This window comes from Mesorhizobium sp. WSM4821 (genome assembly GCF_055901555.1).
The window spans coordinates 5,980,680-6,004,387 of the sequence record NZ_CM148371.1 but is presented as its reverse complement, the minus strand read 5'-3'; the positions used below and the strand labels follow the sequence as shown (position 1 = coordinate 6,004,387).

The following is a 23,708-nucleotide window of genomic DNA, read 5'->3' as shown; positions in this document are numbered from 1 at the left end:
GGGTCTGCTGGACCTTGAAGCGCCTGTTCGGTCTTCCGGAAGACGCCGTGGCAAGTCTGGTGTTCAAGGGCGGGACGTCTCTCTCCAAGGCCTACGGCATCATTCGGCGTTTTTCGGAGGACATAGACCTATCTTTCGACCGCGCCGATCTCGGATACACTGGCGATCGCGACCCGGAGCAGGAGGGCCTCAGCCGAAAGAAAGCCGGGCAGCTCATTGTTGACCTTGTTGCAGACGTAGAGGGGCACATCGCCGACAAACTCCTTCCCGCCCTTCGGGCCGCGATCGTCGAGCAGCTCGGCGAGCCGAAGAACGACGAATGGTTGCTTTCGATCGATGCCGACGACCCCCAGACTGTGAACTTCCACTATCCGCCTGCTCTCCCCGCAGGCGAGTACCAAGGCATGGCCTACATCACGCCTCGAGTGAAGCTGGAGTTCGGCGCCCGCGGCGATCCCTGGCCTGCCGAAGAGAAGGTCATCCGTCCCTACGCCGCCGAAGACTTTCCCGACTTCTTCGAGGATCCCGACACGAAGGTCACAGTGCTATCGGCACGGCGCACGTTCTGGGAAAAGGCTACCGCCTTGCACGCCGAGGCCCACCGTCCGGCAAACTCGGCGACCCCACAGTATTTCTCTCGCCACTACTATGATCTCGCCATGTTGCTTGAATCGGACGACGGCAAGGCCGCTGCCACCGGATCTCGATCTGCTGGCAACAGTAGCAAAGCACAAGGCCACGTTTTTTCGCTCGGGCTGGGCCAGCTACGATACCGCGCGGCCAGGCACGCTGCGGCTGATGCCAAGCGAGGTGCGGATCAAGGACCTTCGCACCGACTATCGCGCAATGGCGCCGATGATGTTCGATGAGAGGCCGCCCACTTTCGATGACATACTTGCCAAAATCGAGACGCTGCAAGAAACAATAAATAGCTAGCTCAATGCTGCTGGGCGGGGAGGGGAGTTTACTAGCTCAATACGGTCCATAGATCTGCGCCTCGTGGATGACCTCGTCGACTTCGTTCGAGGCCCGGCTTCGTGATGGACTTTTCCGACGCCGGCTTCTCGGACTTTGTTTCCTCCGAGCTTAAGCCAGTATCGACGTTCGGCTTGAAGGCCTTGGCGTGGCGCCGGTAGCGCGCTGCGACGCCCGCTGCGCCCGTCACCGTGTCTCCGCCAGGGCCATGGAAGCTCGCCTCTCCCGTCTTTGGGACCAGGTCCATCAAGTGGGGCACCGTCGCTCGTCACATAGGCTTCTGCGGCCTTGGTTCTCTGCACAAGGGACGCTTCGAATTCTGCATCAAGCATAGAGGTTCTCACCTATTGGATTTTGACGATGTCCTTGTGGCGATTGCCGTCCTGCATATGCTGCACATGCAGGACACCAGTGGGCGCCGTTTTGACCGCGGGGTTCGCCAATGCGCCCACTGCGCCCTTCGCCGGCGTTATTCCGCCGTCGACAAGCCACAGAGCGCCAGTGACGAAGCTCGCTTCATCCGAGGCCAGGAAGGCATAGACGTTGGCCACCTCTTCCGGCGTGCCGCGGCGGCCGAATGGAACGGCGCTGACAAGCGCTTCTTCGATCTTCTCATCGACCGCGCCTGTTTCTTTGTGCGTCCAGGCGGTGTCTATCGGCCCGGGGCACACGCAATTGGCGCGCACGCCGTAAGCCGCTTGCTCGACCGCCACGCCCATCATGAAGGAATGCAGGAAGCCCTTTGTGCCGCCATAGGCTGTGTTCCGTGGCTGACCGTTGACGCCGCCTTCGGAACCTGCGCTGATGATCGAGCCGCGCGTCGTCCTCAGATGTGGTAGCGCGAATTTCGTCATCAGGAACGCTGAGCGCACATTGCAGCGGATGTGCTCGTCAAACTGCTCGATCGGGAAGTCGTCCGTCTCGGCGTTGACCAAGAGCACGCCGGCGTTGTTGACTAGCACGTCAAGCTTACCAAAGCGCGCGACCGCTTCATCGACGCAATCGCGTGCTTGGCGTTCATCCGAAACGTCTGCGGCAAACGCGATCGCCTCTCCACCATCTTCTCGTATGGCTTGCACCACCTCCTCAATCGGATCGCACGGCAGCCCGTTGACGACGACCTTTGCGCCTTCGCGCGCGAATTTTAAGCAAATCGCCTCGCCAATACCGGTTCCGCCACCGGTCACGATGGCAATCTTGCTCTCTAATCTTCCGCTCATGTGACGCATCTCCTGGCCAATATGACGCCGGTCGCGGTCAACGCGGACAAAAGCGTCAGAACGCCGTTCAAGGCCGCGCGCCGCGCCTGCTCATTTTGGGAAACGCTAAGGGCGCTTTTAAGTTTCGTGACGCGACGGCGCGCTCGGAAGAGTTTGGCGCCGTCACCGGCGTCCGGCGCTCCGCGGCTTGCGCCGTAGCCAGTGAGGCGGCGAGCACGAGGTGAAGCGTTCACTGAGTTTAGGCGCGATTCCAGAATTTGCCGAGTATCCGACAACTCGCCAAAATTACTGCGGCCGATCGTAGGACGGCATGGGCGGCACGTCGGCAGGACGAGTTCGACCCGGACCTCCTCGCAGCAGGCGCAACCCTAAGGCGCGTGGCCCGTTAAAGGGGTTTGAACTGGGAGACAACGTTATGGCTGAGGATTCCGGCCTGCAACCCGCCGCAGCGATCGCTGAGAAGAACCGCTCCCGCCAGCCGCACGAGAGCGCCGAATATCGCAAGGCCCGCGAGGCCTTGCTGGTCGAGGAGATCGAGCTCAACCGCCACATCGCGCGCGTCGCCGCCCAGCGTCGCGCCTTGCCGCCTGGCGGCGAGGTAAAAGGCGACTATCAGTTCATGGGCGAAGCCAGCAGCGTGGCCGGCGCCAATCCCGTCGGCTTCGAGGCGCTCTTCGGAGATAAGGACACGCTGTTCGTCTACAACTGGATGTACGGGCCCAAGCGCCAGCGCCCTTGCCCCATGTGCACCGCGCTCCTCAGCTGCCTGGACGGCAACGCTGACCACATCCGCCAGCGGATTGCCCTCGCCGTCGTCGGCCTCTCGCCCATCGAGCGGCAAATCGCATTCAAGGTGGAACGTGGCTGGAAGAACCTGCCGCTCTATGCCGACGTCAACGGGAATTTCAGCCGGGATTACCACGCCATCATGGACGACGGGACCGACACCGCCGCCGAGAATGTCTTCACCCGGCGCGACGGGACCATCCGGCACTTCTGGGGCGCGGAGCTGGGTTTCGAGTCGGCCGATCCGGGCAAGGACCCGACAACCGAGCCGGACCTGATGGTGCTGTGGAACGTCCTGGACCTGGCGCCGGACGGTCGCGGGACGGACTGGTACCCGAAGATAACCTACTAGGACTCTAATCCAGATGGCAGGTTCTTCGGGCCTGGACAGGCACAAATGCGCTCTGGCCTATGCCCTCGCGCGCCTGTGAGAGGAAGGGAAAACGAAAGAGGAAAGCCGTGGCGAGTGTCTCCACTCCCGAGATATTCGAGCGTCGGCCTTCCGGTTCGGGTTCGGGTCATCCGCCTCATCGGAATGCCGCCCATGAGGACGTGAAGAGATTTCATTTGGAGCCTTTTACGGCCGTTTCAAAAAGGATGGAGTGCTGACTGCTAGGTCGCTGGGCTGCTCGTCGGCCACATCAATTTCGGGCTGAATCATCGACTCCCACTGAGATTCCAAGACCGACGACAGAGCAGGCTTGCATGACGTTGCCGAACCCTGGATTTGGCAGGCGGCCGTTCTCCAGGCGGGAGATCCACTCTTGCGTCGCGCCAATGGCTTGGGCGAGATCTGACTGGCTAAGGCCTTTCGCGCCTCTCGCGCTTCGTATTGCAGCGCCTAGCTCGGTAAGGTTGAAGACACGCATTTTCAGATTCCGACAACAAGCATTCATGACGTATATAGCATAATCAATTTTATGACGTAAGTAGCATACTTCGAAGTATGCGACAAATATCATAATCTGGAGGCCCGAGAGTTGTGTGCGTCAAGTTCTGCAAAATGGCGTGGCATTCAGCGGTGACGTTGGCGTGTCCGCCGCGCAGCCCCCGTGTTTAGCGGAGCGGCGGACATGGCGGGCCGCGTCTCAGGCGGCCAGTGCCCTCAAGTTCTCCTTCTTGTGCTCGCGCAGATGATCCATGTTGAGGTAGCGGGTCGCCTCGAGCCAGTTCTCGTGGATCTCCACCGCCAGTGCCCGAACCAGCCGCAGACAGCTCTGCGGGTTGGGGAAGATGCGGACGACCAGGGTGCGCCGCTTGATCTCCTGGTTTAGCCGCTCCAGCATGTTCGTCGACTTCATGTGCTTGTGATGCGGCAGCGGCAGCCGGTAGAAGCTCAGCGTCTCCTCGATGTTGTTCTCCACCCAATCCACCAGCTTCGGGTATTTGGCCTGCCATTTGGCGATCCACTGCGCCAGGTCGCGCTTGACCTCGGCGAGGTCGCGCCGGTCATAGAACCATCTGAGCTCCATCAGGCAATCGTCATCGACCTTGCGCGGCACATAATCGAGCGCGTTTCTGAGGAAGTGCACGTAACAGCGCTGCCAGACTGCCTCGGGCAGGACTTCGCGGATCGCTGCCCTGAGCCCCGGATGGTCGTCGGAGACGACGAACTCGACGCCGGCGAGCCCGCGCTGCTTGAGCCCTGCCACGAACGCGCGCCAGCTCGAATGGCTTTCCCGGTTGGCCAGTTCGACACCGAGCACCTGGCGCCGGCCCTCCCAGTCGACCCCGATCGCCACCAAGACCGCCTGGCTGGCGATCACGCCGGCCTCGCGCGCCCGCTCATAGCGCGCGTCCAGGATGAGGTACGGGTAAGGTTCGGCAAGCCGCTGCTCAAAGAACGCCTTCAGCGCTTCATCCAGCCGCGCCGTCGCCTCGCTCACCGTCGAGGCCGAGAAGGAATGGCCGCACAGCTCCTCGGTGATCGCCTTGACCTTGCGCGTCGACACGCCTTGCACGTACATCTCGACCAGCGCCGACACCAATGCCTTCTCCGAGCGCTGATAACGCTCGAACAACTCCGTCGAGAACCGGCCGGCCCGATCCTGCGGAACCCGAAGCTCCAGCACGCCAACCCGCGTCACAAGCTTGCGCTCATAATAGCCGGACCGGTAGCCAACCCGCTCCGCCCTCCGCTCGCCTTTCTCGGCCCCGATCGCCTCCGTCATCTCGGCTTCCAAAGCCTCCTGCACCACAGTCTGCAAAACTCTGCGGAAGCCGTCCTCATCCGACAACAGCAACGCTTTCAACTCGCCTCTGCTCAGTCTAACGTCTGGCTTGGTCATGGCACTCCCCTTCCACGGGAATCGGTGGTCGTAACGTCACCAGCGTGCCATGGCCGCCCCTCGCCTCAGAGCAAGGGCTGTTCTCTCTCCAAAGCTTTTTGCAGAACCTTCAGGACACTATCGGCCCGAGGAGCCATCTCGTTGCGACGGCCAGTTCCAAAGCTTGGCCAGTTGGCGGCACCGGACGGCTGCCGGCTCACCCGCCCGGCTTCGCTGCGTGTCCTTGCTTATGCGGCGGGCGAGGGCGCGTAGCGGCTGCCGAGCGAATAGCGGCTGCCGACATAGGTGAGCTTGTTGACGGTGGCGACCACCGCGCCCGACCAGGTCCGCCGATGCAGCAGCAGGCAGGGGTCGCCGGGCCGGATCATCAAACGGCGCGCGGCCATCTCGTCGGCGGCGACGGCCGAGATTACGTGCTCCACTTCCGTCAGCGGCGTGGCCCGCTGCAGGTAGTCGTAGGTGGTGGTCTCGACGAAATCTTGCCGGTGATAGTCCGGTGCGAGGGCCGGATTGACGAAGCGCTCCTCGAGCTGGACGGGCACCTCGTCCTCGAAATGCACGATGATCGAATGGGCGACTGGTCTGCGGCGCATGAACTCGAAGGCGACGACGAGGTCCAGCGCCGGGTTGCGGATCTTCTCGACGATGACGACCTCGGCCCGGTGGCGTCCGCCGCGCGCGGCAATCTCGCCGGCGATGTTCCTGATTTCGATGAGGGCGGATTGCGGTTTCGGCGGCGCCACGAAGGTGCCTACGCCCTGGATGCGCAGGAGGTGGCCTTCCGAGGTCAGTTCCCTCAGCGCCCGGTGCACGGTCATCCGCGAGACGCCGAGCGTGGCGACCAGCTCGTTTTCGGAAGGCAGTCTCCGGTCCTTCGGCCATTTGCCGCTGCCGATGTTGCCGAGCACGTAGTCCTTGACCTTTTCGTAGAGCGGCCCGGCGGTCTCGGGAAGCTTGATCATCGTCCTGTCTCCATTCGGACGATGGTCTTCAGGCCGCCGCTCGCGCCCGCGATCAGACGCTGGTAGGCGGCGGGAATTTCGCCGATCGCGATCTCCTCGGCCACGAAGCGCGACAGTGCGGGGGCGAGATCGCCAAGCATCGCGACGGCCGGCGCAAGCTCGTCGGCGAAGGCGTGGCAGCCGACCAGCGCGATCTCGCGCTCGACCAGCAGGTTGGGATCGAGGTCGAGGCGTCCGTGCGAAATGCCGACCAGCGCCAGCGTGCCACCGCCGGCCAGAAGATCGAGCAGCCGCGCCATCACCGCCACGCTTCCCGTCGCGTCGATGGCATGGCGCAGGGTGGGATCGCCGGCCAGGGCGCCCAAGTCGACGATCGTCGCGCCCGTCACCTCGGCCACAAGATCCGCACGCTCCGCATTGCGGTCGGCGACGAGGACCGATCTCTCTCCTGCCCGCGACAGGATGAGCGCAGCCAGCCCGCCGATCGGGCCGCAGCCTGCGATGAGCACCGGCGCCCCGGCCGGCGCCGACAGCCGCCGCACAGCGTGCAGGGCGACCGCCAGCGGCTCGGCCATGGCGGCGATTGCGGGATCGAGCGTGCGGTCGTGGCGCAGGAGCAGCCGTGCCGGCAGCTCCGTCTCTTCCGCGAAGCCGCCGTCGCAGACCTCGCCCACAAAGCCCAGCCTGGCGCAGACATGATGCAGGCCGGTTCGGCAGGCAGGACATTCGCCGCACCAGAAACGCGAATCGGCGACGACCCGATCTCCGATGGTCAACTCGGACACGCCGGCCCCCACGGCAGTCACTTCGCCGGCGAACTCGTGCCCGGCGACGCTCGGCGCGCGGCTGATCCACTGCCCGGTGCGGAAGTTGTGAAGGTCGGAGCCGCAGATGCCGGCGGCCGTCACCCTGAGCCGCACCCAGCCAGGCGCGGGTTCGCCGGGAGAGGGCACATCCTCAACCCGCAGATCGCCCGCCGCATGGAGTCTGGCTGCCTTCATCATCCGCTACCGCACCAGATATTGGTCGCGCACGTCGGAGACGGCGTGTTCGTGCGAGGAGAAGCCTTCGTAACGGGCAAGGGTACGGGCATGGCGCGCGAATTCCGGATAGGCCGCGGCCGTCACATAGCCGATGGAAGAGCGCTTGACGAAGTCCGTGACCGAGAGCGGCCCGCAGGTACGCGCCCAGCGGCTGGTCGGCAGGACGGCGTTGGGGCCTAGCCCGAAATTGCCGATCGAAACCGGCGTGTGCGGCCCCATCAGGATCTCGGCGGCTTCTCTGATGTGGCCAAGGTGCGCGAAGGGATCGGCGGAGAGGATCTCCAGATGCTCCGGTGCGTAGTCGTTGATGAAGCGGTAGCTCTCCTCGATCGAGCCCGTCAGCACGATGCCGCCACAGGCGCCGGTCAGCACCGCGGTGGAGAACGCGACCCGCTGCTCGCTCATGCGCGCCCAGTGCTCGGGCAAGGCCGCCAGTGCCTCCTGCGCCACGCGGCGACTGTGGGTCACCAGATAGGCCGATGAGTCCGGCCCGTGCTCCGCCTCGATGAGGAGGTCGAGCGCGGCCAGCCCGCCATGCACGCTGTCGTCGGCGAGGATGATCGCTTCGGACGGGCCGGCGGGAAGGCCTGGATCGATCACTCCGGCAAGCAGCCGCTTGGCCGCAACGACCCAGGGGCTGCCTGGACCGACGATCTTGAGTGCGGCCTTGACCGTCTCCGTGCCGTAGGCGACCGCGGCGACCGCCTGCGCGCCGCCGCTTTTGTAGACCGTATCGACGCCGGCGAGGCGCGCCGCGACCAGCGTGGCTGCGTCCACCGAACCGTCGGGCGCCGGCGGCGTGATGATGGCGAGCTCCGGGACGCCCGCCACCACGGCGGGCACCGCGGTCATCATCGTGACCGAAGGGAAAGCCCCTTTGCCGCGCGGGACATAGAGCGCCACCGAGCGGATCGGCGTGAAGCGGTCCCCGGCATAGGCGCCGGGCCGCATTTCCTTGAGCCACATGGCTTGCGGTTTCTGCTCTTCGTGGAAGCGCCGGATGTTGTCGATGCCGAAGCCAATGGCGGCGATCACGTCTTCGTCCACCATGCCGAAGGCGGCGTCGAATTCAGCGGGGCTGACCTTGAGCCGCGAGGCATCGATATCCGCCTTGTCCAGATCACGGGCGAAGCGGACGAGCGCAGCGTCGCCTTCGGTGCGGACCGCCTCGACGATCGGTGCGGCCTTCTCCATAAAGCCGGAGAGGTCGGTCTCGGAGCGTCGCATCAAGGCCGCGCGACCGGCGGCATCGAGCTGGCTCAGGTCATGGAACGATACGTTTGGCATAGGCTTTCCCTTTCCGGCCCGGCAGGCCGGCATTCCTCATTTCGATTTCAGGAAGATGTCGAGCCCGACCAGCTTGTCGAGCAGAAAGATGGCGACAGCCGAACAGGCGATGAAGACCACCGAGATCGCGGCAAGGTCCGGCGTGATGATCGAGCGGATGGAATTGTAGATCAGCACCGGCAGCGTCACGATGCGCGCATCGACGAGCAGCAGGCTGACCAGGAACTCGTTGAGCGCAAGGATGAACATCAGCAGCGAGCCGGTGATCACCCCCGGCATCACCGCCGGCAAGGTGACGGAGAAGAACACCTGGAGCGGCGGCGCGCCGCAATTGGCGGCGGCCAGTTCCAGGTCCGGGTCGAGCCCGGTGGCACTCGCCGTGACCGCCCAGATCATGAAGGGCAGGTTGATGACGCAGCAGGCGATGCCTACCGGCCAGAGCTGGCCGAGAAAGCCGGCCTTGCCGAAGACCAGCATGAGGCCGATACCCGATCCGATCAGCGGGATGGTGAAGGGCAAGAGCAGATAGATCTGGATCGCCTTCTCGAAACGCACCGCATATTTCGCCAGCGCGATGCCGGCCAGCGTGCCCACGGGAATGGCAACGATCGTACAGACCGTCGCGACCTGCAGCGTGCGCAGCAAAGCGTTGCGCAGGTCGGAGGCTTGCGAGATGCTCGCGTACCACCGCAGCGACAGCCCGTCTGGCGGAAAGGTGATGATGTTGCCGCCGGTAAACGATGCGCCGAGCACCACGATCGTCGGCGCCGACAGCGTCACCAGGGCGATCGTCACCAGCGTCCACAGGACAACGGACTTGCTGCGCGAGCCGCTCACGCCCGCGACCTCCCCATGGCGAGCGTTCCCGCTCCAAACAGCGCGAACACGAGGCCGACAAGGATCGACCCGAGGGCGACCAGCATGAGCGCCAGCGTCGCGCCGAGACCCTGGTCGGACGTTCGGAAGAACTGGTCGTAGATGGCATTGGCGATGAAGTCCTGCGAGCCGCCGCCGAGGATCGCAGGCACCGCGAAATCGGTGAGCGAAAGCGTCAGCACCACCACGCCGGCGCCGATGAAGCCCGGGCGAGCGAGCGGCAACACGACATGGATGAACGTGCGGACCCAGTTCGCGCCGAGCGATCCGGCGGCCGCCTCCAGCTCTTCGGGAATGGCTGTGAGAGCCGGCGCAAGCATCAGTACGGCGAAGGGCAGCATGTACTGGACGAGGCCGAACAGCACGGCGGGATAGTTGTAGATGAGCCGCATCGGGGCGACCCCGACAAGGCCGAGCGCCTCGTTCACCATGCCCTGGTTGCCGAGGATGATCAGCCAGCCATAGGCGCGCACCACCTGGCCGATGAAGAAGGGCAGGAACAGCGCAATCAGCAGGAACTTGCGCAGTCCTGGCGAAGCGGTGCGCACCATGAGATAGGCGTAGGGAAAGGCGAAGACGAGCGTCACCGCCGTGACGATCAGGGCGGCGACGAGGCTGCGCCGGGCGACGACGAGGAACAGCGGCTCGGTCAGCGCCCGCCGGAAATTGGCGATGGAATAGTCGTCCGAGAACTGGAAGGTGGTGGTGTCGAGCGTGCGCAGGCTCGCATCCGCGATCTGGATGAGGCCGAGCACCAGCAGCCCGACGAGCAGCACCGCCGGAAGCAGCATCAGATAGGGCGTGGCGCGCCTGAACCGCGCCGGCCAGATGGCGGCGGCAACGCCTTCCAGCGCATCCATGATGCGCCATTTCAGGGGATAGGCTGTGCTGGCTGCCCGCATGAAACATCCCGTATCCGACGTGGTGACGAAGCCGGCCCCGCGCTGGCGCGGCGCCGGCCGGCCGGGGCCCGCGTCAGCCCTGCATGATCGCCTTGAACTTGGAAAACCACTCGCTCTCATTCTCGACCTGGACCTTCGACGAGATGCGGATGAGGTGCTTGAAATCCTCTTCGCTGGTCGGATAGGACGGATCGTCCACCAGATCCTTGGGCGGTGTGAGGCCCGGCACCACGCCCGGCAAGCCGAGGCCGTCCAGCCAGACCTGCTGGGCTTCCTTGGTCAGCGCATGGTTGATGTACTGCTTGGCCCAGTAGAGTTCGTTTTCCGGCAGGCCCTTGGGAATCCACAGACCGTCCGTATCGAACTTCGCACCCTCTTCCGGCACGACCCATTCGATCTCCACACCGTTCTTGCGCGCCTCCCGCGCATTGGTCGAGATGGTGCAGGCGGCGTCGATCTCGCCGTTCTGGAACCAGGTGGTGAAGTCGGGATCCTCGCCGAGCAGCGGCTGCTGCGCCTTCATCTTGGTGATGAAATCCCAGGCCGGCTGCATGTTGGAGGGTATGTCTTCCAGCTTGCCGCCACCGGCGACCTGCGCGGGGAAATGGAAACCGATGCCGTCATTGTAGAAGGCAAGCCGACCCTTGAACTTCGGGTCGAGAAGATCCTTCCAGGACTTGGGCGGTCCGTCCGGGAACGCCGCAGGCCGATAGGCGAGCACATAGACATAGCCGTACGTATTGACGATCGGGAAACCTTCCAGGCCGGCCGGCTTGGCAAGGTCCGTCACATGGGCGAGGTTCGGCAGGTCGGAGAGGTCTTCGGTGACGCCGCGCAATGCCGATTTCGTCGCATTGGTGGTGGTGTCCCAGTTGATGTGGATCGGCGGGACCCGGTTCTGCGCCACGGCAGCCCAGACCTTGGGCTGGATCTCGTTGTCTTCGGTCAGGTCGTGACGGACGGCAATCCCCGTCATTTTGGTGAAGCTGTCGGACACGCCGGCCTTGAGGCTGTCCACCCAGCTGCCGCCCCAGGCGCGCACGATGATCTCCGCCGGCTTTTCCGGCTCCTGCGCATGGGCGCTGCGCAGGCCCAGCGCCGAGGCCCCGCCGAGCGCGGCCGTGGCCTGAAGAAAGGTTCTGCGGGAAAGATGGGATAATGTCGGTCTGAAACGCTTCATCTGCATTCTCCTCTGGGTTTGACCGGTTTCCGGTTCTATCGAAAAACAAGCATGTCCCTGGCATTCCACCCCAGGAACACGCTTTCGCCTATGTCGAACTGCGTGTGCGCGGCGGGATCGTGGTCGAAAACCCGAATGACCTCGTCGCCGATCGCCGCGCAGGCCACCTCGTAGACCATGCGCTCGCCTTCGAAGATGGTGTCGGTGACGGTCCCGGCCAGCACGCAATCGAGCTTCGACAGCTGAGCAGCGTCGCCGGCCAGTCGGATCTGTTCGGCGCGGATCGCTCCCGACGCCTTGTCGCCCTCGGCGGGTGGATTGACCGGATCGCCGACCTTTCCGGCAAGCAACAGATCACCGCGAAGGATGGAGACGTCGCCCGCTTCCGAGATGGACCGTACCGTGCCGGCAATGAAGTTGGTGACGCCGATGAAGTTGGCGACGAAGGCGTTGCGGGGCTGGCGGTAGGCGTGGATCGGCCGCGCCTTCTGCTGGATCTCGCCCTGATCCATGACGACAATGTCGTCGGAGACCACCAACGCCTCGCGCTGGTCGTGGGTGACGTTGATCGTGGTGACGCCGAGCTCGCGCTGGATGCGGCGGAATTCGAGCTGCATTTCCTCGCGCAGCTTTCGGTCGAGCGCGGCCAGCGGCTCGTCGAGAAGCAGCAGGTCGGGCTCGAACACCAATGCGCGTGCGATCGCGACGCGCTGCTGCTGGCCGCCGGAAAGTTCGTGAATGCGCCTGCCGCCATAGCCTCCGAGCCGGACCAGCGCGAGATAGCGCTCGACGCGGTCCGCAATGGTGCGTGCGTCGCGCCGGCGCATCTTCAGCGGGAAGGCGACATTCTCGGCCGCCGTCATATGTGGAAATAGCGCAAGCCTCTGAAAGACCATGCCGATCGACCGCTTGTGCGGCGGCACTGCGCTCACCGCTTGGCCATTGATGAAGATCTCGCCGCTGCTCGGCGTCTGGAACCCGGCGATCATTCGCAGGAGGGTCGTCTTGCCGGATCCCGAAGGCCCCAGAATGGTTAGGAACCGGCCCTTCGGCAGATCGAAGGACGCATTCTTGACGGCATGAACCCCGTCGAAATTCATCCCGACGTTGCGTACCGCGACCGCGATCTCCCTGCCGCCTTCCGCTTCGTGCGAAGCTACGGCCCGGAAAGGCTCCTGCATTGTGGTTCCCCTTTCCCCGCCGGTCGCATGCAAGAACGCCCAGCGTGTGAGGTGGTATATACAACCATATACAAGTCGGGTCTACACGCTTGTTGTTGCACCGCACCCATGTCGCTCAGATCGATGCGAGGTAGCCGCCGTCGACGGGGAGGCAGTGCCCGGTCACATAGGCGGATGCCCCGCTCGCCAGGAACACGACGGCTCCGGCCAGATCCTGCATCGTGCCGAAGCGCCGCTGCGGGATCTTGGCCAGCATCGCCGCTTGCCAGTCGGGGTCCTCATAGAAGGCATCCGTCATCGCCGTATGAAAATACCCTGGAGCGATGGCGTTGACGCGGATGCCGAGCGATGCCCATTCCGCGGCGAGCGCCCGCGTCATGCCCAAAAGTCCGGATTTGGAAGAGCCGTAGGGTACGGCGGTCGGAATGCCGACATAGGAGGTCAGCGAGCAAAGATTGATGATCGCACCGCCGCTCTTGCCGACGGCCATCCGTCGCGCCGCAGCCTGCGCGCAGAAGAAAGCGCCCTTCAGATTGGTCGACATGATGCGGTCCCACACCGCCTCGTCCACGTCGAGCGAGGGCCGGACTTCCTCGTAGCCGGCGTTGTTGACCAGGATGTCGAGCCCGCCAAGGGCTTCCGCGACCTCGTCGACCACAACGCGGATCCGGTCGGTGTCGAGCACGTCGAGCGACCGGCAAAGCGACCTTCGCCCGACAGCGCCAATCCGGTCCGCCGTCTCACGAAGGGATGTCTCGTCGCGAGCGGTCACCGCGACGTCGGCACCGGCCGCGGAGAGCGCCTCCGCCATGGCCTGGCCAATGCCGCGGCTGGCGCCCGTCACCAGCGCCTTCTTTCCCGTCAGGTCGAACAAGCGAGCCGCGTCCATGCCGTTACGGTTCCTGCATTTTCCAAAATTGCATGCGGTCGGATTGGAAACGAACACCAGTTGCGGCCGGTTGTCTATACATCTTGCGCTGTTGCTGGCCGGGCTTCACCCAAATGACACGGCGCCCCAGACGCTGCCTGCGTGAATCCGGCCAAGGCGTTCGTCCGACCTCGGACAGGCAGCAATCATAGCGAACCCGGAACCAGCCCCCGCCAAGCTGTTGGTCAAACCGAAGCCGAACTGCAGGGGAAAGCTTTTGCTGCCTCCCATTTCCAGGTCGCGGTGCTAAGACTCCCAATCTGCAGGCAGTTGACTTCCAATTGTCAGGCCTCATAGTTCCAATCGTCAAGGAATTGGAAGGGGCATGTACGAGCGGTTCGTGGAGCGTCGGGCGGAGGAAGCCCTTTCAGATACCCCGGTGGTCCTGATTGTGGGCCCGCGCCGGGCCGGCAAGACAACGCTTGTCCGGAAGATGAGGGAAGTGGGCCGGACCTACATTACGCTCGACGATCAGACGGTCCTCGATGCCGCGCAGTCTGATCCGGCCGGCTTCATTCGTGGCCTGGATAGGGCCATCATCGACGAGATCCAGCGCGCGCCCGACCTGCTGCTGGCGATCAAGAAGACGGTAGACGAGGACTATCGCCCCGGCCGCTTCCTGCTAACCGGTTCCGCCAATGTACTCACCTTGCCCCGGGTCGCCGACAGCCTGGCCGGCCGGATCGAAACCATCCAGATGTTGCCGCTGGCGCGCGCTGAAATAGCGGGCAGAGCGCCCACCTTCCTGGAGCGCCTGTTTGCGGGGAAGCTTCAGGGCGACCGGCAGGCGGTCGTTGGCGACGAACTCGTCCGCCTCGCGCTGCTTGGCGGCTTCCCCGAGGCGATCAGCCGCGAGAGCGAACGGCGACGCCGGGATTGGGCGCGGTCCTATCTGACATCGGTTCTGACCCGCGACCTGCGAGACATTGCCGAGATCGAGAAACTTACCGAGCTGCCGAAATTCGTCCGGCTTTTGGCGGAGCATTCGGGGCAGTTGGTCAACTATTCGCAGTTCGGTTCTAGCATCAATGTCAGCCACAAAACGGGACAGCGCTATGTCGCGTTGTTGGAGCAAGTGTTCCTCGTCTCGACATTGCAGCCTTGGTACACGAACGCACTGAAGCGGATCGCCAAGACACCAAAGCTGCATTTTCTCGATTCCGGCTTGCTCGCCACGGCGCGAGGATTGAGCTTCGATCGGGTGAAGGCGGACCGCGGCGTGTTTGGCGCGCTTCTGGAAAGCTTCGTATTCTCTGAAGTTCTGAAGCTCATGACGGCGTCGGACCTGCGACTGACGCCTTACCATTTCCGCGACCAGCAGATGCACGAGGTGGACATCGTGCTGGAACGCGACGACGGCATGATCGCCGGGATCGAAATCAAGGCGGCAGCGACGGTGAAGTCCAGCGATTTCGCTGGGCTGCGCACCTTGGCCGAGGCGTGCAAGGATCGGTTTGCCTACGGCGTCGTACTCCATGACAGCACCGAACTCGTTCCCTTCGGCAACAGGCTGGCCGCAGCGCCATTGTCGTCATTGTGGAACTGAGGGAACTTGCCGTGGCTGGGCCCGCTGATGGATCCGTCGGGTAAACTGCCCAGGGGCAAGGCGCGCTTGGCCGGCTCGATCCTGAGACGGGCAAGGTCGAGCATGTCACTATCGGCGACCGGCGCTCCCTCCGGCAAGCCTTGGGGAACCTGGCCGGCCCGAGCACGTTGTGGCCCGTCAGCCCTGGGTTACTCATGCAACAGCTTTTCGAAGAATTCGGCCATCCGACATATATCCCGTTTCCGGTTGTTGCGGCGAGGCTTCTACTGGCGACGATCTTCGGCGCTGCGATCGGTTTCGAGCGCGAATGGCGAAATCGGCCCGCCGGGCTTCGCACCCATATTCTGGTCTGCGTAGCAGCGGCCACTTTCGGCATCCTGACGATTGAAATCGTTCACGCGCCGATGTTTCTGCAGGAATCCGTGAAAGTCGATCCGATTCGTGTTGTCGAAGCGGTTACCGCTGGCGTTGCGTTCCTTGCTGCCGGATCGATTTTGTTTTCAAGAGGCGAGATCCACGGGCTGACGACCGGTGCAGGCATGTGGCTGTCTGGCGCAATTGGAGTGGCGTGCGGGCTCGGTCTGTGGCAGGTGGCAGCGCTCGGCACGCTTTTGGTGCTTGTCGTGGCAGGCCTTCTTTATAGTTTTGCAGCCAAGTCCGGGATTGGCGAGAACACCGGACATGGAAAGCCCATGGCGGAAGAAGGTGTGTCCAAGCGGCGCAAAGACTGAGAACGCCCCCTGCAAAGGGCCTAACGGCGCAGTGGGTGGTGGAGCCCAGGCTGGGGCGGTTAGCAAAATAAAATATTCCGGCTCATTTGAAAAATTTGGGGAAACGTCCTTGGGCAGGAAGCACCTGACCAGACGAGTTCGTTCGCGCCGCCGTCGCCAACGCCGCCACTCACATCCATTGTAAGCATGGAATCGAGTCCAGGCTCATCCGATTTGACGGCCAGAACGGCTGGATCATGACAATTTTACTAAATTAGCAACCATGCAGAAAGGACCTAGACTAACCTGGCCGGCGTGCGCCCCCCAAACCCCACAGCCGGTCAGGCCCGGCAGCTTCTCGTGATCCTCGAGCGGCTGTCGGGCCGCTCGCGCTCGCTCAATGGGTGGTGCCGACTACTCCCATTTGCACAAACTGTCTGTCGAACCCGGCATGCGCCGGCGGATCACTCCTCTTTTCCGGAAATCCTGCAACGAGGCACGCTGAAGGTCTTCTTAGGTCCAGTGGTGCGTATGGTCAAAGAACGCCGTGCAGGCGGTTAACCCGAAAGACAGGACGGTGGCTGCATCATCGTGAATTCAGAGCGCTGTTGTCCGTTCGAGAAGCTTGCGCCCAACGAGAAGGATGCGCCGGGTAGCGGACGCTGGGGTCAGGACTGGAATCAGCAACACGCCCGAGCTAACCTCGTGACGTTGGGCTGGATTGCTCAGGGCGAATTCCAGGTAGCGTCTCGACATAACGCGCGGTACGCTCCGCCTGGAACGGAGGGCTTCTCTGATGCCGGCAGCACAGCCGAATGTCTGGGGTGGGGGCGACGCCTACGAGCGTTATATGGGCCGCTGGAGCCGGAAGGTTGCCCCGATTTTCACCGATTGGATCGGCGTATCGCCCGGGGCCGACTGGATGGATATCGGCTGCGGAACCGGCGTGCTGACCTCAGTCGTGCTCGACACCTGCGCGCCGTCGCGCGTCACCGGCATCGACAGTGCGGCAAACTTTCTGGATGCGGCCGAAACCCAGGTCCGCGACCCCCGCGTCTGCTTCAAGCAGGGGGATGCACAGGCGATCCCGGAAGCTGACAATACCTTTGACATTGTAGCTTCCGGGCTTGTCCTCAACTTCGTTCCAGACAAGGACGCAATGATCCAGGAGATGGTCCGCGTCGCCAAACCAGGCGGCACAGTGGCGCTCTATGTCTGGGACTACGCTGGGCACATGCAGTTGATGCGCCATTTCTTTGATGTCGCAACCATGCTGGACCCGAGGGCACGCGAGTTTGACGACGGCGTGAAGGCGCCCGTCTGCCGCCCGGGTCCGCTGACGGAGCTGCTCGTGCGCGCCGGCCTGGCCGATGTTGAGGTGCAGGCGATCGACATCCCGACGGCGTTTGCGAACTTCGATGAGTACTGGGCGCCATTCCTGGGCGGAACCGGCTCGGCGCCGAAGTATTGCGTCTCACTCGACGAAGAGGCGCGTCAGCACCTTCGGGAAGCACTCCGCCACCGACTTCCGACAGGCCCCGACGGCGAAATCCTTCTCGCTGCGCGGGCTTGGGCGGCAAAGGGACGCGTTGCCGGTTAGGCGTCGGGCCGGATTAGAAGCCAGAACATGACGGATGCGGTAGGCTGTGGCGAACAAGAGATTTCGGGCCACCATCTCGTGTCGGCACTTGCCTGAGGTCCTTCAACTCGCAGGATCACATCCCGCCATGGATCTTGGTGGTTTGGCCGCCGCGCGAGGGCCCGATGGCCTCCGCCTTCGCCCCGCTTTCCGCCATGGCGGAGCGGTGCGCCTTCACGCAGCTGGAGTCGATCGAGGCCGACAGCGCGAGAACGCCCTTGGCCACGAGTCAAGGATGCGGCTCCAGAGCTGCCGGCGGGACTAGCGGTTGTAGATCGTCGTCGAAGGAGCGTATTCGGCCGGGCAGTCCTTCCAGCGGCAGCCTGTCTTCAGTACGTGAAGGATGCCGCTGATGACGCGGCGATCGTCGACCCGGCGCGCGCCGGGCGGGTTCTTCGGAAGGTGTGGCTCGATCGCCGTCCACGCCCGTCGTTCACCCAAAAAAGCTGCTCATCGCCGCCGTTGCAAAACGACGGCAGGGAATCTGATTTGCTAGATACCTTCAACAGCCTGATTGGGTTTCGACCTCTAGCGGCCTAGGGGTAGTTTGGAAGCCGAGGCGAGCTCTTCCTCGTCCGTAATCCCAGCCGAGTAGTTGGCAATGATCCTGGATGCGAGCGCTTCGCGTCGCTGCTCAGATTGGGTATCGACCTTGAGCCGATCGAACACGCGGCCCAGCAAGGCGACTTCAGACGAACTGAAGACGCCAGCCTCGGTAGCTTTTCGATGAATTGGCATGTGCCCCCCACAGCTGATGAACCTGCGGAGCTAATCCAACTTCGCAATTTTCGTAAAGCAAAAAAACCGCCGTAACTTCCGGGCAAGCGTGAAATAAGTCGTTCATCGGGCACGGCGGGTTGGCCGGGATGGGGTGCAGTCTGGCCCGCGATCACGGTTCTGCCCAGTTCGCCTTGCCAAGCGTGTCGATCGGGCCGTGCGCCATGAGAACAGACAAGGAACATTTTCCTTGATCCTCAAGACCTGCTGTGGAATCTATCCATCAATCCGACCAGCTGGAGGTGCGCACTTTAGCGATGAAATTCGCCTTCCCAGACCTGAGCAGGGCACTGCGCCTGGCGTTCAGCATCATGCCTGCGAGCATCCCTCCTGCCGAAAGCACGCCGGATGGGGCTTTGCCAAGCCGAGGCAGACGCCACACTGGTTTTGTTTCGAGCACCGCGAAGACGGTGAGCGACATCTGTAAGGGAACCTGGATGATCAGGCCGCCAAGACGACAACGCGAATACCCAGACCGTGAGATCGATTGCCAGGAGGCCATGGAGCCCGGTTTTCAGGCGTTCGTCGATTGCATGCTGGAGGCAGGCTGGATGCGCGGCGAAATCATGCGGTCCTTGAGGCGTCTCGTCGCGGCCGACAACATGACGCAAAAGGAAAACGCCAAGGTCGAGGCGCAGCTTGCAATCGCCCGCGCCATGATCCGCGCCGGACGGCCGCTCTAGGATCATTCCCGACGCTTTTCAGCAGCGGCCCTTCGCGTCTCGTCCCGAACCGGTCCCGTTGACGACCTTGTGCGTTACAGGCTTGACCCTCCAAATCGAGGTCGGGCCTTCATCTTCAGCGTGCATTCGGTACTGCGCTCGCGTGAGGTCATTCACCACATTTGACCGACCCGCAGATGCTTTTCGTGTTATGATAGCTTGCAACGCCCCCGTAATCGACCTCGGCGGCAATGTGGCAGAGGTCGAAAGCTATTGCCTTGGCACAGGAAGCTTTCGCCCCAGCACTTGATCGCCTCCGAGACGCTGGGTGTGGTGCTTTCCCTGAATGACCCGGGGCGAGGAGGTTGTCCATGTCCACGAGCAGTGTTGACCGCCCGCTGCAGCCGGGCCACCCGGCACCGAATGTTGTGCTCAATGCGATCTCACGCGAAGGCAAGATCGCGCTCGATGATTTTCGAGGCCGTAGCCCGTTGTTGATCGGTTTGTTCCGAGGCCTGCACTGTCCGTTCTGCCGGCGCCATGTCGCGGCGATGGCGCAACTCAAGCCGGCCCTGCGTGAGAAAGGCGTCGAATGCCTGGCGGTAGTCAATACGCCGGTCGAGCGGGCGCGGCTGTATTTCCGGTACCACCCGGCACCCGATCTTCTCGCCGCATCCGACCCGGAGCGGGCCTCGCACCGTGCTTTCGGCTTGCGCGAAGTCGAGATGGATACGGTCATGGCTTTACCGTTCCCATCTCCCGGGCGAGTTGCCCGAGCCCATGGACGTCATGGCAATGAACGAATTTCTCAACAAGAAGGAAGGATATGAGATTACGGAAGCCGATCAGCAGGCGATGGCTTCCGGCCAGGCGCAGCTTGTCGGTCAGTTCCTAATCGACCGGGCGGGTATCGTACGCTGGAACTTCACTGAAGTTCTGGAGAATGGCCTCAACACCTTCAGAGCGCCGAATCCCGAGGAATTGATGTCGGCAGTTTCCCAAGTTGCACATTAATTGCTGCGGAATGGGCAGCTGAAACCTCGCTCGATGGCCATTGTCCTGTGGTGATTCTTTGGACTTAACAATCGTCGAAATGCTCAGCCCTAAGGTCAGCCCGCGGGCTTCGCAGCGATTTCGATTCAACGATCTGCGGGCCGCCCCGACGCTCGAGTGAGCAAGCCGCAAAGGGGCGCTGTCCGCTCCTTGCCGCAATCAATGTCGTTCCGACAGGCGCGCATACGGCAAGCTTCCACCAACCTGGCCTCCAACGGCTTCTTCCGCGTGCAGAGCGGTTAAAAGCACGCGCCTCGATTGCGCCATTTACAGACGTCAACGAGTGCAAGCCGCTATGGTCCCAACTCGTGTCGATATCGGGGGTCTTGACACTGCGCGGATCGGGGCGTCTCGCGCCATTGATGCGATCAAATTTGCAGCCATCTGGCGGCAGGCGGAAGGTTCTGATCCGCCCTTTCTTGCTGCTGCGGTAGGGAAGATTTCTTGATTCAGTCAGCAGCCCAAACTGCTGGATTTGGCAGCCAGGGAAGGATAGGCTTGGTTCCGCGATGGAACAGAGACTAGCCGCAATTCTGGCTGCCGATATGGCGGGCTACAGTCGGCTAATGGAGGCCGACGAAACCGGCACGCTCGCACGCCTTCGCACACATCGCATAGAACTGATCGATCCCGCCATCGCGAAGAACAAGGGCCGGATCATCAAGACCACCGGAGACGGCATGCTCGTTGAGTTCCAGAGCGTGACCGATGCCGTCAAATGCGCCGTGGAAATCCAACAGCGCATGAAACGGCGCAATTCGGATGTGCCACAAGAACGGCGTATCGAATTCAGGATCGGCATAAATCTCGGTGACATCATTTTCGACGACGAGGACATTTTCGGCGACGGCGTCAATATTGCCTCGCGCATCGAGCAACTCGCCGACGTCGGCGGTATCTGCGTGACCGCAGCGGTGGCGACCCAAATTGCCGACCGTCTCGAAATTGCCATGGAGGACCTGGGCGAAAAGACGTTAAAGAACATCAGCCGCCCGGTTCGCCTCTATCGCATTGGGTTTGACAGTCCTGTCCTGCCGGAAGTCGAGGCCAAGCAATCCATCTCGAAACCGTCGATCGTGGTGCTGCCATTCAACAACATGAGCGGCGACCCCGAGCAGGAATTTTTTTTTTGCGGACGGACTGACCGAGGACATCATCACCGAACTGTCCCGCCACCATGAGCTGTTCGTCATCTCTCGCAATTCCAGCTTCGTCTACAAGAACCGCGCCGTGAATGTGCGCGAGGTGGCCGACAAACTCGACGTCCAATACCTGGTGGAGGGAAGCGTCCGCAAGATCGGTGACAGGGTGCGCGTGACGGTTCAGCTCATCGACACCGCGAACGACGCTCATATTTGGGCAGACAAATATGACCGCAAGCTGGACGACATATTCGCGATTCAGGACGAGGTGACCGCGGCGATCGCAGCCACGCTGCCCGGTCGCGTCGAGGCGGCTCAGCGGGACCAGCTCGCGCGGGCGAAACCTGCAAACATGGCCGCGTATGAATGTGTGCTTGCTGCCAAGGTGCTGCATCACCGAAGCACGAGTGCGGACAACGAACGTGCACAAACCTTGATAGGCAGGGCCGTCGCGCTCGACCCCGATTATGCCCATGCCCATGCCTGGCGGGCCTGCATTCTTGGCCAGGCCTGGGTCCACAACTGGTGCGAAGACAGGAATGCCGTCTGGAACGACATCATGGCTGCGCTGGACAGTGCGTTGGCGCTGGACAACAACGATGCCGATGTCCACCGTATCCTCGCCGCAGTGAACGTGAACAACAATGAGCTGACAACAGCGCGTTACCATCAAGAGCGCGCGCTCGCCCTCAATCCCAATTACGACCTCGTGGTGGTGCAGCAAGGCGAGTTGTTGACGTGGCTGGGGAGGCCGCAAGAGGGAATTGAATGGATCCGCAAGGCAATGCAGCTGAACCCGCACCACCCTGAGAGGTTCTGGAGCCATCTGGGAAAGGCGCATTTCGCCGCGCGCCAGTATGGCGAGGCGATCGAAGCTTTCATGCATCTGTCAACCATGGACTCGGTTCAGCACGCTTTCATCGCTGCCTGCTACGGCTGGCTCGGCGACGAAATCGCGGCCGCGGCGCATCTGGGCAAGATCAGAACGCTCGATCCCCAATTCGACCTCGATTCATTTATCGACACCCTGCACTATGCCCAGGAGTCTGAAGTGCAGCACGTCCGCGAAGGACTGCTGAAAGCCGGTATTGCCCACCTCTAGCCAGCCCGTAACTACGAACCAGATCCAATCGCGGACAGGCAAAAAAGACCGGCCGCCCAGCCGTTGCGGATCTTGTGGCGTGACCGAACGGCTAGGGCACGGGCGTAAATTCGGCAGGGGCAAACGAGCGTCCGCCTGGGTCGACACCGGTCGTTCCGCGTGATTGGGTTTGACCCAAGCCCTTGACGATTGGCGGGATGGCGCCAGACGCGAAGTATGGATGAGAATATCCGTGACCCCTGGGCAGCCTCAAGCTGGTGCGCATGGCCATCCAAGAAACCTGCCCCGCTGACGCGCTGCCGAGCGAGGAAGCGGTGTTGCTGCTTTATGGCCCCGAGCCTCACGGCTCACACATCGCTGAAACTTAGCAAGGACCGATGTCGGATATGGCTATGATCGCCACGAAGATGCTGACGCGCAGCTTCAGCCGCGGCCGGCCCATTTTTAGAGGAGCGTAGCAACCCCTCCTCCTCGGCAGCGGCCTCGAAGGCTTTCCTTACGTCGTCGGGCGTACGCTCGCCTTTAATGAGAGCTGTGCAGGCGTCGATGGCCTCCTTCCACTTAGGTCCCCGCTTGGGCCACTTCATGAGTTGCGCTGCGGCACCCTCGACGTTGGTACAGACGTAGGTGAGCCAGGGCCGGTCGGTTCTGATGTAGACCGGAGGGTGAAACCAATGGATACCGATAAGGGTGCCGCCGCCATTTCCGCCTGGGTTGAGAACGGTTGGACCGCCAGCCATGCTGCCTCTCCTACCTCTGAATAATCATTCGCCGGCAAACGGGACGGGCAGCACTCGGTTCCGCCGCTGGGCTATGGTCCGACATTTGGTGAGACTGAAGTCCATGCATCAAGGACAGAGGGCTGAGGGCCGGCAACGAAGACATGATCATTGCATTGATATTGGGCCGCCGAGCAAAGTCCCTTCATCGGTGGTTCACCGGGTGTCCGCTGTTTGCCCCCGAATAGCGGGCATCCGGAATCACTCCATGGCAGCGGAGAGAACTGTGACCCTTTTCCAGAGCAGACTAAACGTCGATGAGGTCGCAGGGCGACCCGCAAACGACAATCAAACTCCGATCCCGACCGATTTTTCGGTCGTTGATCTCGTTTCCTCGAGCGACGACGAGGTCATTGACATGGTCAGGCGAACAGAGCGCCTGGCCCTTGCCGTGATTATAGCAATGGCGATCTTCCTGATCTTTGCACCGGTGATCTTCATTGCCCTGGTGTATGGAATCTGAGCTTAGTCATAGTCCCAGAAGACCTGCAGCGGTGCGTGGCATAGGTTTTCCTCGCCCCTGAGATGCTTGATGCGCACCTTGATCCCGGCTTGACCCACTGTGTCGCCGGCTGCTTTTGGCATGCCCGTCGGCGGCGTCCCGGCATGCTCCTTGAATGAAAGGCATTTTTCGGGAGTAGCGAGATCGATCGTCGGGGCTGCTCACCGC

At 62.5% G+C, this 23,708-nt stretch carries 19 protein-coding genes and 3 pseudogenes; 9 read left to right on the top strand and 13 right to left on the bottom strand.

The genetic code is table 11. The features are described from left to right. The first annotated feature begins 14 nt into the window (after window positions 1–14). On the top strand, window positions 15–869 hold the full coding sequence (locus AC0NID_RS29370; RefSeq protein WP_473457083.1) for a nucleotidyl transferase AbiEii/AbiGii toxin family protein: 855 nt from the start codon (window positions 15–17) through the stop codon (window positions 867–869). A 450-nt stretch (window positions 870–1,319) separates the two neighbouring features. On the opposite strand, the gene AC0NID_RS29365 is transcribed toward AC0NID_RS29370, so the two are convergent. Continuing rightward, on the bottom strand, window positions 1,320–2,204 hold the full coding sequence (locus AC0NID_RS29365) for a glucose 1-dehydrogenase (protein ID WP_474033363.1): 885 nt from the start codon (window positions 2,202–2,204) through the stop codon (window positions 1,320–1,322). 406 nt (window positions 2,205–2,610) lie between these two features. Here AC0NID_RS29365 and AC0NID_RS29360 point away from each other — a divergent pair, with 406 nt between their 5' ends. Continuing rightward, window positions 2,611–3,333, top strand: a complete 723-nt coding sequence (locus AC0NID_RS29360) for a DUF899 family protein (RefSeq protein ID WP_473457085.1) — start codon at window positions 2,611–2,613, stop codon at window positions 3,331–3,333. A gap of 289 nt (window positions 3,334–3,622) precedes the next feature. On the opposite strand, the gene AC0NID_RS29355 is transcribed toward AC0NID_RS29360, so the two are convergent. The 10 genes from AC0NID_RS29355 to AC0NID_RS29310 form a co-directional block, all read right to left on the bottom strand. After that, window positions 3,623–3,850 (bottom strand): helix-turn-helix domain-containing protein, encoded by a 228-nt coding sequence (locus AC0NID_RS29355; RefSeq protein ID WP_473522313.1) that lies wholly within the window; start codon window positions 3,848–3,850, stop codon window positions 3,623–3,625. A gap of 219 nt (window positions 3,851–4,069) precedes the next feature. Continuing rightward, window positions 4,070–5,269, bottom strand: coding sequence for an IS256 family transposase (locus tag AC0NID_RS29350; protein WP_473459523.1), 1,200 nt, complete (start codon window positions 5,267–5,269; stop codon window positions 4,070–4,072). 227 nt (window positions 5,270–5,496) lie between these two features. After that, window positions 5,497–6,231 carry a histidine utilization repressor gene (gene hutC / locus AC0NID_RS29345; protein ID WP_473457828.1) on the bottom strand — a complete coding sequence of 245 codons (735 nt, stop codon included), beginning with the start codon at window positions 6,229–6,231 and terminating at the stop codon, window positions 5,497–5,499. Beyond that, the gene (locus AC0NID_RS29340) at window positions 6,228–7,232 is read right to left on the bottom strand and encodes a zinc-dependent alcohol dehydrogenase (protein ID WP_473457931.1); all 1,005 of its coding nucleotides are present in this window, start codon (window positions 7,230–7,232) and stop codon (window positions 6,228–6,230) included. The genes hutC and AC0NID_RS29340 overlap by 4 nt, the downstream gene beginning before the upstream one ends. 6 nt (window positions 7,233–7,238) lie before the next feature. Then, window positions 7,239–8,561, bottom strand: coding sequence for a histidinol dehydrogenase (gene hisD, locus AC0NID_RS29335; protein ID WP_473457830.1), 1,323 nt, complete (start codon window positions 8,559–8,561; stop codon window positions 7,239–7,241). Window positions 8,562–8,597: 36 nt separating this feature from the next. Further along, the gene (locus AC0NID_RS29330) at window positions 8,598–9,398 is read right to left on the bottom strand and encodes an ABC transporter permease (protein WP_473457832.1); all 801 of its coding nucleotides are present in this window, start codon (window positions 9,396–9,398) and stop codon (window positions 8,598–8,600) included. Beyond that, window positions 9,395–10,339 carry an ABC transporter permease gene (locus tag AC0NID_RS29325; protein ID WP_473457834.1) on the bottom strand — a complete coding sequence of 315 codons (945 nt, stop codon included), beginning with the start codon at window positions 10,337–10,339 and terminating at the stop codon, window positions 9,395–9,397. The genes AC0NID_RS29330 and AC0NID_RS29325 overlap by 4 nt, the downstream gene beginning before the upstream one ends. Window positions 10,340–10,412: 73 nt before the next feature. Next, window positions 10,413–11,519, bottom strand: a complete 1,107-nt coding sequence (locus AC0NID_RS29320) for an ABC transporter substrate-binding protein (RefSeq protein WP_473457836.1) — start codon at window positions 11,517–11,519, stop codon at window positions 10,413–10,415. A gap of 35 nt (window positions 11,520–11,554) precedes the next feature. Beyond that, on the bottom strand, window positions 11,555–12,700 hold the full coding sequence (locus AC0NID_RS29315) for an ABC transporter ATP-binding protein (RefSeq protein ID WP_473457838.1): 1,146 nt from the start codon (window positions 12,698–12,700) through the stop codon (window positions 11,555–11,557). A gap of 115 nt (window positions 12,701–12,815) precedes the next feature. Then, the gene (locus AC0NID_RS29310; protein WP_473457840.1) at window positions 12,816–13,589 is read right to left on the bottom strand and encodes an SDR family NAD(P)-dependent oxidoreductase; all 774 of its coding nucleotides are present in this window, start codon (window positions 13,587–13,589) and stop codon (window positions 12,816–12,818) included. A 364-nt stretch (window positions 13,590–13,953) separates the two neighbouring features. Between AC0NID_RS29310 and AC0NID_RS29305 the strand changes: the two genes are divergently transcribed. The 3 genes from AC0NID_RS29305 to AC0NID_RS29295 all read left to right on the top strand — a co-directional run bounded on the left by AC0NID_RS29305 (window position 13,954) and on the right by AC0NID_RS29295 (window position 17,484). Then, window positions 13,954–15,174 carry an ATP-binding protein gene (locus AC0NID_RS29305; protein WP_473457841.1) on the top strand — a complete coding sequence of 407 codons (1,221 nt, stop codon included), beginning with the start codon at window positions 13,954–13,956 and terminating at the stop codon, window positions 15,172–15,174. Between the two features lie 194 nt (window positions 15,175–15,368). Next, complete coding sequence (locus AC0NID_RS29300) at window positions 15,369–15,905, top strand: MgtC/SapB family protein (protein ID WP_473457843.1); 537 nt, start codon at window positions 15,369–15,371, stop codon at window positions 15,903–15,905. A gap of 775 nt (window positions 15,906–16,680) precedes the next feature. Continuing rightward, the gene (locus tag AC0NID_RS29295; RefSeq protein WP_473457845.1) at window positions 16,681–17,484 is read left to right on the top strand and encodes a class I SAM-dependent methyltransferase; all 804 of its coding nucleotides are present in this window, start codon (window positions 16,681–16,683) and stop codon (window positions 17,482–17,484) included. Between the two features lie 127 nt (window positions 17,485–17,611). On the opposite strand, the pseudogene AC0NID_RS29290 reads toward AC0NID_RS29295, so the two are convergent. Then, a pseudogene (locus AC0NID_RS29290) lies at window positions 17,612–18,002 on the bottom strand (transposase); the annotation flags it as partial. 798 nt (window positions 18,003–18,800) lie between these two features. Here AC0NID_RS29290 and AC0NID_RS29285 point away from each other — a divergent pair. The 3 genes and pseudogenes from AC0NID_RS29285 (at window position 18,801) to AC0NID_RS29275 (ending at window position 22,259) form a co-directional block, all read left to right on the top strand. After that, on the top strand, window positions 18,801–18,983 hold the full coding sequence (locus AC0NID_RS29285; RefSeq protein ID WP_473457847.1) for a hypothetical protein: 183 nt from the start codon (window positions 18,801–18,803) through the stop codon (window positions 18,981–18,983). A 350-nt stretch (window positions 18,984–19,333) separates the two neighbouring features. Next, window positions 19,334–19,976 (top strand): annotated as a pseudogene (locus tag AC0NID_RS29280) (peroxiredoxin-like family protein). A gap of 548 nt (window positions 19,977–20,524) precedes the next feature. Beyond that, window positions 20,525–22,259 (top strand): annotated as a pseudogene (locus AC0NID_RS29275) (adenylate/guanylate cyclase domain-containing protein). Window positions 22,260–22,606: 347 nt separating this feature from the next. Here the strand turns inward: AC0NID_RS29275 and AC0NID_RS29270 are convergent. After that, window positions 22,607–22,999, bottom strand: a complete 393-nt coding sequence (locus AC0NID_RS29270; protein WP_473457849.1) for a DUF982 domain-containing protein — start codon at window positions 22,997–22,999, stop codon at window positions 22,607–22,609. A gap of 265 nt (window positions 23,000–23,264) precedes the next feature. On the opposite strand from AC0NID_RS29270, the gene AC0NID_RS29265 reads away from it, so the two are divergent. Next, window positions 23,265–23,501: a hypothetical protein gene (locus tag AC0NID_RS29265; RefSeq protein ID WP_473457851.1), complete on the top strand. Its 237-nt coding sequence runs from the start codon at window positions 23,265–23,267 to the stop codon at window positions 23,499–23,501. Window positions 23,502–23,708: the final 207 nt, after the last annotated feature.